At 39.6% G+C, this 11700-nt stretch carries 8 protein-coding genes; all 8 read left to right on the forward strand.

Features of this window, described 5'->3' with window-relative positions:
* Positions 1–325 precede the first annotated feature (325 nt).
* The 8 genes from aroF (at position 326) to D5R40_RS01320 (ending at position 11580) form a co-directional block, all read left to right on the forward strand.
* Positions 326–1423, forward strand: coding sequence for a 3-deoxy-7-phosphoheptulonate synthase (aroF, locus tag D5R40_RS01285; RefSeq protein WP_124146319.1), 1098 nt, complete (start codon positions 326–328; stop codon positions 1421–1423).
* A gap of 106 nt (positions 1424–1529) precedes the next feature.
* The gene (locus D5R40_RS01290; protein WP_282433598.1) at positions 1530–2108 is read left to right on the forward strand and encodes a chorismate--pyruvate lyase family protein; all 579 of its coding nucleotides are present in this window, start codon (positions 1530–1532) and stop codon (positions 2106–2108) included.
* Positions 2109–2253: 145 nt separating this feature from the next.
* Positions 2254–3792, forward strand: a complete 1539-nt coding sequence (locus tag D5R40_RS01295; RefSeq protein ID WP_124154138.1) for a class I adenylate-forming enzyme family protein — start codon at positions 2254–2256, stop codon at positions 3790–3792.
* 49 nt (positions 3793–3841) lie between these two features.
* Positions 3842–4096, forward strand: coding sequence for an acyl carrier protein (locus D5R40_RS01300; RefSeq protein WP_240039092.1), 255 nt, complete (start codon positions 3842–3844; stop codon positions 4094–4096).
* A 242-nt stretch (positions 4097–4338) separates the two neighbouring features.
* On the forward strand, positions 4339–6939 hold the full coding sequence (locus D5R40_RS01305) for a condensation domain-containing protein (RefSeq protein WP_124154139.1): 2601 nt from the start codon (positions 4339–4341) through the stop codon (positions 6937–6939).
* A gap of 20 nt (positions 6940–6959) precedes the next feature.
* Positions 6960–8735, forward strand: a complete 1776-nt coding sequence (locus tag D5R40_RS01310; RefSeq protein WP_124154140.1) for an NAD(P)/FAD-dependent oxidoreductase — start codon at positions 6960–6962, stop codon at positions 8733–8735.
* Between the two features lie 80 nt (positions 8736–8815).
* The gene (locus tag D5R40_RS01315) at positions 8816–10018 is read left to right on the forward strand and encodes a 4-hydroxybenzoate 3-monooxygenase (RefSeq protein ID WP_124146324.1); all 1203 of its coding nucleotides are present in this window, start codon (positions 8816–8818) and stop codon (positions 10016–10018) included.
* 71 nt (positions 10019–10089) lie between these two features.
* Positions 10090–11580 (forward strand): cupin domain-containing protein, encoded by a 1491-nt coding sequence (locus tag D5R40_RS01320; protein ID WP_124146325.1) that lies wholly within the window; start codon positions 10090–10092, stop codon positions 11578–11580.
* Positions 11581–11700: the final 120 nt, after the last annotated feature.

Below are 11700 nucleotides of genomic sequence, written 5' to 3' on the forward strand. Positions count from 1 at the left end.
TTTTCAGCTTAGTAAATGCAGAAAACTTGGTACTTAATTATAGTTTCCCTAGTTTGAAGCCAACTTCTCAAAAATGCATAACCTAACTTAGACCAGATATACGCATCTTTACAGTTACAGGAAACAACTTGATTCCTGAGATTAATACTAGCTCAAATGACGTAAATTCGTTATTACAGTTTCTCTAGTTTTAAGCCATTTACAGATATAGAAATAGAACTGGTGGCAGGGACAGAAATAGAGATGTTAGTTTAACCCACATCTGCTATCTCAAACCTTTCTCCATCATTCTGTTCAGCAAACCCAATCTCAACGGAAATAAAGCATGATAATTGTCCTCAAAGCAGCCACTCCGACAGTCGAAATTGAACACATTAAAGACGAACTGTCCCAATACAAAGTCAGCGTCGAAAAAATCATCGGCAAACACCGAGTGGTTATTGGTTTAGTCGGTGAAACGGCTGAACTCGATCCCTTAAAAATTCAAGCTGTCAGTCCTTTTATTGAAAAAGTCTCACGAGTTGAACATCCCTTTAAACGCGCAAGTCGAGACTTCCGACATGGTGAACCCAGTGAAATTATTGTTGAGACACCGAACGGTTCTGTTACTTTTGGCGAACACAGTCCCATCGTTCAAACTGCCGGTCCTTGTTCGGTTGAAAATGAACAGATGATTGTCGAAACCGCCCAACAAGTTAAAGCAGCAGGTGCTCATTTCCTACGTGGTGGAGCTTACAAACCTCGGACTTCTCCTTATGCTTTTCAAGGACATGGTGAGAGTGGTTTGGAATTGCTAGCCATTGCACGTCAAGAAACTGGCTTGGGAATTATCACCGAGGTAATGGATGCATCCGACATCGAAAAGATAGCAGCTGTTGCAGATATTCTCCAAGTTGGTGCTCGTAATATGCAGAACTTTTCTCTATTAAAAAAAGTTGGTGCTCAAGAGAAACCGGTTCTGCTGAAGCGGGGAATGTCAGCAACCATTGAGGAATGGTTAATGGCGGCTGAATATATTTTAGCAGCGGGAAATCCCAATGTTATTTTGTGTGAACGGGGAATTCGCACCCATGACCGCAAATATACCCGGAATACCCTCGATTTATCCGTGATTCCTGTCTTGCGGACACTGACTCACCTTCCCATTATGATTGACCCCAGTCACGGGACAGGTAAAGCCGAATACGTCCCGGCAATGGCAATGGCTTCAATTGCAGCAGGAGCTGATGCTCTGATGATAGAAGTTCATCCCAACCCTTCCCAAGCTCTGTCTGATGGTCCTCAATCCTTGACACCTCATCGCTATCAAGACCTGATGCAAGAAATGACAGTTATTGGTAAAACAGTGGGTCGTTGGCCAGAAAAGTTAGCCCTCGCCCCTTCATCCCCTCAAGCCACCAAAAAATTAAGTGCCATTGTTTAAATTTTGTTGTGAGTTGAAGGAAAAATTGAAGGCTAACTTAGATTGATTCAACTCACAATATCTGATCAAACATGTCTTTTTAGCCAATTCTAGAAAAATAATGCATATGAACGCTCAAACCCTAGTCTTAAGACCAATTTTTTCCCAACACTTTCCGCGAAAGCGGAATTACATCGAACCTGTATTACTCAGCCCATTTCAGCGAATATTACTCACAACAAACGGCACTGTTACAGATATGATTGAAGCTTACTCGGGGGAAGCAATCAAAATCAAAAAGCTGTTTGAAGACGAGATTCAACTTGAAGAAGACATCGTGCCGATGAACCTCAAAAAAGGCACAGAAGTTATCGCTCGCAAAGTGCTACTTCAAGGTAAGATGAGTGACCGCAACTATGTCTATGCGGATTCAATTTTAGTTCTCGACAGACTGAATGAAAAAATGCGAAACCAACTGTTACAGACCAAAACTCCCATTGGGAAACTCTGGATCGAGAACAAAGTGGAAATCTTCAAAGAAAATGTCGAACTTGGCAAAGAACATGCAGGGGATTTAGCAGATTATTTCCAGATTCAACCCAAAGACAATCTCCTGTATAGAAGCTACTGCGTCATCTCCAATCATCAGTACACCATGATGATTACAGAGAAGTTTCCGGAAAATAGTTTTAGGCGAAATTTCTAATAGACATCTCCAATAATAAAAAAGAAAATCAACTATCGTAAAGAAATTATCAATTCTTTCCCACTACTCCCTACTCCCTACTCCCTCTTTTGGAAGAGATGTCTAATAGCATCGGTTGTTCAAGTGGCACAATAGAGGTAAAATTATGATTATTAAACAGTTGAAAGAAGCGGCTCATTCCTTTCCCAAACATACAGCAATTGTCTATAATGAGTCCCGAATTAGTTATGAGCAACTTAACTTCAAAGTTCAAGGATTAAGTGAGGGATTAAGTTCTCTAGAAATCGGCAAAGGTGATTGTGTCGCTTTCGTTTTACCCAACTGTCCTGAGTTTGTTTATAGCTTCTATGCTGTTGCTCAGTTACAGGGAATTGTTCTGCCTCTCAATCATTTATTCAAAGCCGAAGAACTGAGTTATTGTCTCAGGGATAGCAAGGCAAAAGCAGTAATTACTGACCTCAAACGTGCCAAAATTTGTCAGGATATTATTGCAAATATTGACCGAAAAATTGAGTTGATTGTTGTGGATGGTGTTTATCCCGAAAGCCACTATATATACCATCTAATTCTGCCAGGAAAATTTCAACATCAAGACTATTCAGAAAAAGCTCTTTCTTCTGATCTTCTGTATCAATATTCATCCGGTTCAACGGGGAAACCAAAACGAATTGCACGCACCCAGGCGAGTCTTTGCCATGAGGTAAAAAACTTCGCAGAAACCACCCAAATTCAGCCCTCAGATAATATTCTTTGTGCAGTTCCGATGTATCATGCTCATGGGTTAGGAAATTGTCTCCTCGCAGCCACTTGTAATGGTGCAACCTTAGTTATTTTAGAACAGGTTTTGCAGAAGGATGGTACACCTGTTGAGGTTCCCTTTGTCTTCCGGTGCCCCCGAATTTTTGAACTGATTAAAACGGAGAAGATTACCATCTTTCCGGCAGTACCTTATATCTTCAATGCTTTAGCAGAAACTCGAACAAAAACCTTGGTGAACCTATCTAGTTTGAGATTATGCTTTTCAGCCGGAAACTTTTTATCCAAAGACATTTTTGATAAGTTTTGGCAGCGATTTAAGATTCCTATTCGACAGCTTTATGGCTGTACTGAGGCTGGATCTGTGGCAATTAATTTAGAGGAAGACATCAACAAAATTTATCACTCTGTTGGATTTCCGCTCAATAATGTTGAACTCAAAATTGTTAATGAAAGTGGAAATGAGCAACCCATGGGAATGAGTGGAGAAGTTGTGATCAAAAGTCGCTCTCTAACTCAAGGTTATATTAATCAGCCAGAACTGAATCAACAAGTCTTTAAGGAAGGATGTTTCTATACAGGTGATTTAGGGAAAAAAGATGAGTGGGGTCGAGTGTATATTACTGGTCGCAAGAAGCTGCTCATTGATACCGGAGGTCGCAAAGTTGACCCGATAGAAGTAGAAGATATTTTGATGAATCATCCTCACATTAAAGAAGCTGTTGTTGTTGGTGTAAAAGGATCTTATGCTGGCGAGTTGGTTAAAGCTGTAATTGTCAAAAAAAGTCGAAAAAATTTTGACGACCAAGAGATTCTTTCATTTTGTAAGCAGCGTCTTGCGGAGTTTAAAGTTCCCAAAATCATTGAATTTCGCCCAGATATTCCCAAAAGTCCACTCGGAAAAATTCTGAGAAAGGAATTAGTTTAAACCGATATCATCACAGTCCAAATACTAATTTTTTAACGAGCATAATACCATGATTACAACTACAAGAATTCAAGAACAAGTTCAAGGGTTAGTTTTGGAAGTTCTACCCGATGTGACCTTAGAAGAGTTGCAAGACGATGTAGATATCTTCAACTTGGGTCTAGATTCAATTAACACGATGACTCTAATTTCTAACTTGCAAGAGACTTTTGAAATTGAGTTAGATGTGAGTGAGATTAGTTTTGAGAACTTTCAAAATATCTCAACAATTGTGGAGATGATTGAAGAAAAGAAAAGTTGTTAAATTTTATAGCGCTACTTGAATCGGGAATAGGGAATAGGGAATAGGGAATAGTAGACTAATAAAGGGTTTTAGGATTTAGAAATGTCAAGAGCCTTAATGCGTAGCACTATAACAATCTATTTAGGGTTTCGGTGCGTTACGCTACCGCTAACACACCCTACCCATAGCTTTCTTCCCTTCTGCCTCCTGCTTTCTGCCTTCCTTCCTCCAAAGTGTAATTATTCAACCAGACATGATATAATATGTCACTCGAAACATTAAACAAAAAACAACAGAAAACTTCTCCAGTTACCAATAATTCAACTCAATCAGTGGCTGCTAAAAAGGAGTTATGGGAAGCAATGAGAACGGTCATTAGCTTACAAAATCAAGCTCCACCCTTAGTCTCTGTTTCCCGAGAAAATCCACTTCCTCTCTCTTTTCCTCAAGAGCGGTTATGGTTTTTACAACAGTTGGAACCAAGTAAAGCTGCTGCTTATAATATGCCATTTGGGTTTCGCATTTCCGGTTCACTTAATCCATTAGCTTTAGAGCAAAGTCTGAATGAACTTATTCAACGTCACGAGGCTTTGCGAACGACTTTTACCTTAGTTGAAGGTCAACCAACTCAAGTCATTCACTCCTCTTTTTCCTTTCGTTTATCTGTAATTAATTTACAGAACTTCCCTCAAAAACAACGGGAAAATAAGGTAATGGAATTAGTGAAGGGAGATATTGAGCAACCGATTGAATTGACTCAACTGCCTCTGTTTCGAGGAACACTTTTTCAACTTGATGAACAGGATTATTTTCTGTTACTGAATGTTCACCATATTATCGTCGATGCTTGGTCAAAAGGAGTTTTATTTCAGGAGTTATCAACACTCTACGAAGCATTTTCTCTCGGTCAATCTTCACCACTACCAGAACTTCCAGTGCAGTATGCGGACTTTTCGGTTTGGCAACGTCAATGTATTCAAGGTGAGTTTAAAGAGACTTTGCTAAACTATTGGAAGCAACAACTTGGCGATAATTTACAAGCCTTAAAGCTGCCAACTGACTATCCTTATCCGACTAATCCTACCCATTCTAGTGCCTACAATAAACAGTTACTTTCTGTTGAACTCACGACTCAACTTAAAAGCTTCAGTCGAAAACAAGGAGCAACATTATTTGCAACGTTATTAGCTGCATTTAATGTGCTATTATATCGCTACTCTGACCAAGACGATTTTTTTGTATGTAGTCCAATTGCGAATCGGAGTCGGAAAGAAACAAAGGGATTAATCGGTTACTTTGCGAACTTACTGATTCTACGGACACAGTTGAACGTAAACCAAACGTTTCGGGAGTTTTTGAGTCAAGTTCGTCAGGTTGTTTCCGGAGGTTACGCTTATCAAGATTTACCCATTCAAGAAATTATTAACGCTCTAAATTTACTGCAAACTCCTCTATCTAAGGTGATGTTTGCACTGCAAAATACAACAATTCATACCTTAAACTTACCCGATTTAAATGTCGAAACCTTTAATCTTGATAGCGGAACAGCGGATTTTGACCTCTATCTCTATCTGATTCCAGAAGGTGATACTTTTGCTGCTATATTCAAATACAATGCTGATTTATTTGAGGAAGCAACCATTGCTAAAATGCAGGAGCATTATCGTACTATTCTGGAAAACATTTTAATCAATCCAGAGCAGTCTATCTTGGATTTACTCCCTTTGAGCGCAACTGAACAACAACAATTAGAGGAGAAACGAGCCAATCAATCTACATTAAAACCACCCAGTAATTATTCTAAACCTGCTTATCTTGCACCCCGCAATTCAACTGAACTCAAACTCGTTCAATTATGGAGTAAAGTATTAGGAATTGAATCCATTGGAATTCGAGATAACTTCTTTGATTTAGGTGGACAGTCCTTAATGGCGATGAGTTTGTTTACTCAAATTGAACAAACCTTTGGTAAAACGTTACCTTTGGCAACACTACTAAAATCTCCAACCATTGAACAACTAGCCGAAATTCTTGCTGAAAACGAATCTTCTCTCCCTTGGTCTTCATTAGTTCCACTTCAACCTCGTGGTTCTAAACCCCCTTTCTTCTGCATTCATGGACAACAAGGAAATGTATTGAATTTACGAGAATTAGCCAAATCTCTAGGTTCAGAACAACCGTTTTATGGATTGCAAGTTAAAGGGTTAGATGGCAAACAAATGCCTGACTTTACAATCGAAGCAATGGCGACTAATTATCTTCAAGAAATTCGCAGTGTTCAACCCCATGGTCCCTATTTTCTAGGGGGAAACTCTATGGGAGGTACGATTGCTTTTGAGATGGCACAACAACTTCAACAACAAGGAGAAAAGGTGGCATTACTGGTGATGTTTGACACTTTCAATAAAAGTGCTTTTCCTCGCCTTGTATTCCGAAACCAACACTACTTCAAATACTTATCCCAATTGGGACTATCCAAGTCACTATTTGAGGAACTCAAAGACGTTACTCAACGCCAACTGCAAGCAATCCTTTGCCAGCTTTATCTAGGTTTAGGAAAACCTCTACCTCATCATCTCAGTCGTGCGATCGTAGCTGAGGCGAATATGCAGGCAAAGTGGGTTTATTCACCACAAGTTTATTCCGGTAAAATTACCCTGTTTCGGGCTAAAAAATCTGCTAAATTCAACAAGTTTTATTTACCGAATCAAGCAGATTGGGAAACTCGTGATCCTGAACATGGTTGGAGTAATTTTTCTAGGGATAAATTAGAAATTTACGATGTACCGGGAGACCATTATTCAATTTTTGATCGACCAAATGTACAGGTCTTAGCTGAGATTTTAAAAGCTTGCTTAGGTTAGTCTCACTTTTCCTTGAATTAATGTTAACCGAAATAATGTTTACTCTCAATACAGCAGGAGATTTCACAATGAATACAATGACTTATGATGTAGCAATTTGCGGTGGTGGTTTAGCGGGTTCTACTTTAGCTAGACAGTTGAAGTTAACAATGCCCGATCTTTCTATTATTGTCCTAGATCGTTTGGCTCGACCTCTACCTGAAGGTGCTTTTAAAGTTGGAGAATCAACGGTTGAAGTGGGTTCCTATTATCTGGCTGAAACACTCCAATTTGGTGATGGTTATTTCAAACTGAATCATATGCCAAAGTTGGGACTGCGTTTCTTCTTAGGTGATGCTCAAGGTAAATTTGAAGAACGTCCTGAACTCGGACTATCTAAATTTCATTCTCCTTCCTCCTATCAAATTGACCGAGGTAAGTTTGAAAATGATCTGCGAAACTTAAACATCGAAGCAGGAATTGAATTTTTAGAAAATTGCAAGGTTCTTGATATGATCCTATCTGAAAATAATCAAGACTTCCATGAAATTGTTTACACTCAAGATGACACGAAGCAAAAGAATACCATTCAAGCTAAATGGGTTATTGATGCGATGGGTCGTCGTAGATTTTTGCAGAAAAAACTGGGTTTAGCTCAACGAAATAGTTCTAAACATAGTGCGGTTTGGTTCTGGGTCAATGAACGGGTTGATGTCAGTGATTTTGTTCCCAAAAGTAACCAAAACTGGCATGAGCGTGTCCCGGGAAATCAACGATATTATTCAACCAATCACTTGTGTGGAAAAGGCTACTGGATTTGGATGATTCCCCTCCCCAATAACTATACCAGTATTGGGATTGTCACTGATGAAACGGTTCATCCTTTCAAACAACATAACACTGAGGAAAAAACATTTAATTGGCTCCAAACCTATGAACCTACTTTAGCTAATCATCTTCAAGGGATTTCAACTCAAAAATTTATGAAGATGCCTCACTATAGCTATTCCTCTAAACAAATTTTTTCAAATAATCGTTGGGCTTGTGTTGGTGAAGCTGGAGTATTTCCCGATCCCTTCTATTCTCCTGGTACTGACCTAATTGGATTTGGAAATTCTCTCGTCACTCAGATGATTGAAGCGGATTTGCAAGGTAACTTGACTTCAGAAATAGTCGCGGAAGCCAATCGCTTTTTACTCACTTATGCCGAAGGGGTAAAAGATAATATTCATAAGGTTTACTCCTGCTTTGATAAAGATTTAGTGATGGCAATTAAGGTAATTTGGGATACCCTATCCGGCTGGGCATTTAGTGCGCCTCTGATGTTTAATTCGATTTTCCTTGACTCTGAAAAACGGGCAAAAATTCGTCAAGGTTCAGGTCGATTTTTTCTGTTAGCTCACCGGATGCAAAAGTTGTTTATAGACTGGGCAGAACTCTCGCAAAATCGGGGAACTTATGAGTATCTTGATTACTTAGAAATGGATTTCATCAAGCAATTGCGATCGCGGAATTTACAATCCAATAAAACGGAACAGCAACTCATTGATGATCATATTGCTAGTTTGGAAATGTTTGAGGAACTTGCCCAGGTTATTTTTCGCATGGCACTTGAAGATACAATGCCTGAAAAATTAGCTGATTTTCCGGAGTCTGCCTGGTTAAATGCTTGGGCAATTAGCCTCAATGAACACCGATGGGAAAAGGATGGATTATTCCGCCCCAGAACTCAACCCCGTGACTTGCATCCAATGACTCAACAACTCCGAAAAAAGATTCACTTCCCTTCAGTTGTTAAGCAACCTGTTACGGTTTAAGGATTCATTTTCTATCATCAATGAGGTGAGTGAAATACCCACCTCTTTTCCAAAAGATTGACCAAAATTAGGAGTTTACGATGACAAAGACCACACAGTTAAAAACCTCAGTCTGTATTCTTGGTTGCGGTCCAGCTGGTATTGTTCTCGGCAATATTTTGCTCAGAAATGGAATCGATTGTATTGTGATTGATAAGTATAATCGTGAAGAAATTTATGCCAGAGGACGAGCCGGAGTGATTGAAAGTACAACAGTTCAAGTCCTTAAAAAAAATGACCTGGCGGATACCCTGCTGAAAAATGCTTATACTCACGGTTCTTGTGAGTTTCGCTATCCTGATAAAAGCCTAACTTTTGAATATGGAAGCTTAAGTGGAGGAGATGTTCATTATGTTTATCCTCAAAGTGATCTCAACGATGATTTGATTGAAAAATATATCAAGGATGGTGGTAAGTTACTTTTTCATCATGAAGGAAAAAAGATTGTTCAAAGTGATGACAAAGTCGAAGTTGAATGTTATGATTTAGATAGTCAAAAAACTGTAACGATTCAAGCGGATTTTGTAGCTGGATGTGATGGTTATCATGGGTTAGCTCGTCAATCTGTTCCCCCTGAAGCTGTAGAGATTTACAGCAAACAATACAACTATCGCTGGTTAGCAATTTTAGCCTACGCTCCCCCTTCAGCCCAGTATACTCTTTATGGTGTACATCCAGATGGTTTTGCAGCTCATATGCTTCGCAATAGCAAGATTTCTCGCTATTACCTTCAAATTCCCAGCACCGATACTTTAGAAGATTGGTCAGATGAGCACATCTGGGCTAATTTACACCAGCGGCTTGCTAAAGAAGGATGTCCGTTAAATGAAGGCGAAATCTTTCAAAAGCGTATTATGGAGCTGCGGAATTATGTGATGGAACCCATGGGTTATCAACGATTATTATTAGCAGGAGATGCAGCTCATATTATTACCCCAATGGGTGGAAAAGGCTTAAATTTAGCGGTGCAAGATGCGGGAGTTTTAGCAGAGACATTGATTAGCTACTATCTCGAAAACCACGATCTTTCTTATCTAAACCGCTACTCCGAAATTCGCTTGCCCTACATCTGGCGTGCTCAAGAATTCTCCTACAGCTTGTTAACAATGTTGCACTCACCGGAAGGAGAGGATTTAGAGGATGTACGTTTTCGACGTAAACTCAGTGAATCTAAGCTCTCTCAATTAACAACTTCATCAACATTTGCTAAGAATTTTGCCCGAAACTACGTTGGTATTGTATAATTTTCGAGATTCCTTGGGAGACCAGGGAATTTCAGACCATTACATTGTCAAAATTTTTAGCAGGTATACCCATGAATGCCAGTACTAAGTCTACCGCATTTTACGTCGCTAGTTCATTTCTATTAATTTTGGGAATCAGTTTTCCAGCAGAAGCTCACTTTGGTTTTGATTTCCATGAGCATGGACAACAGGATTCCTCAAATGTTTCTTCTTTTACCATTCCGACCAATGCTACTGAAGCTTCAAATACTCTTGAAATCACAGCAAATGGTGACACTCCAGTTGTATTACCTGATGTAGACCGTCCGGGCTTTTGGCTATTCAGTGACAACGCAGAGTTTGTTGAAATTGGTGACAATACTGATGGTCAGTTAGCACTTTTTGATTTCATTACCTTACCGGGTGGACCACTACCTCACTATCACACCCTTGAAGATGAGTTTGTCTACGTTCTTGAGGGAGAAATAACCTATCAACTTGAAGACCAACTCTTTACTGCGACACCTGGAACCTTCATTTCTAAACCGAAAGATGTTCTCCATGCTTTTGTTAATGCGGGTGAAGAACCTGCCCGTCACATAGAGTTTGTAATCCCGGCTGGAATTGATGGCCTATTTGAACTTTTGGGTCAACCGGGAACCTCTGATAATCCACCTTTTCCTCAACTTCCAACACCTGAATTATTAGAGGGTGGCTTCCAACTGTTGAGGGATTTTGGGGTAGTGGCACCTGACTCATTACTCATTACTCCCCCTCAATTTGGAATTACGCAAGAGGGTGATCCTGAACTTGTTGTAATTCGTCCGGGTGAAGCTGATGGAGAAGCGAGTGCGACACTGATTGTTAGTAATCCTGAAGATGACTCAACTGTTGCTGAAATTCCTGTTACCTTTGGGGATGGAGAACGAATTCAAAACTTAGAGATTACTGGTATTGAAGGTGCAGAAAATCAGAACTTTGAACTGACCTTAGTTGATCCGATTGATACCAGTATTGCACTCCTACAAAATAAAGCCCTTTTCACCTTGGGTGAGGATAATACTTACACCTTAATTGATGGGTATTCTCCGGATGATTTTCCTCTGTTACTCCCTGATCCGAATCCGAATTCTTTTTGGTTAGGTGGAAGTAATTATACACAGGTTGCTAACCTGAATCAAACGGAAGGACTGCTCTCATTATTTGATGTCTTTATTCCCGAACAAAACTCAGGGATTGAAGAATTATTAACAGCTCCAACCGATTTAGCACTCTACACGTTGGATGGAGAGCTAACTATTAATGTTGCCGATCAATCCTTTAGTGCCGATCCGGATACCTTTATTTACTTGCCAGAAGGAAGCAAGTACAGTTTTAGTAACTTTGAAACATTTTCCGCTCGCACTCTACTATTTACGACTGATAATCCCTCTAAATTAGAAGATTTTGTTATGACATTTGGTACTCCAGATGATCAAGACAATGTAAATATTCCTGAGCCTTCTTTGATTTCTGGTTTACTACTCATGGCTTGCAGTGCAGGCGCTCTGTTGAATAAAAATCGTAAATCAGTAAATCATTAGACATCTCCAGAAAAGAGGGAACTTAGATAGCCCAATTCAATTGTCATTGTTTGATACTTCTGAGTTGACTACTAGATGTAAAAAGTTTAATGGTGCACTTCGGGCGATCAATTAAGTTTG

This window comes from Okeania hirsuta (assembly GCF_003838195.1).
GTDB classification, from domain to species: domain Bacteria; phylum Cyanobacteriota; class Cyanobacteriia; order Cyanobacteriales; family Microcoleaceae; genus Okeania; species Okeania hirsuta.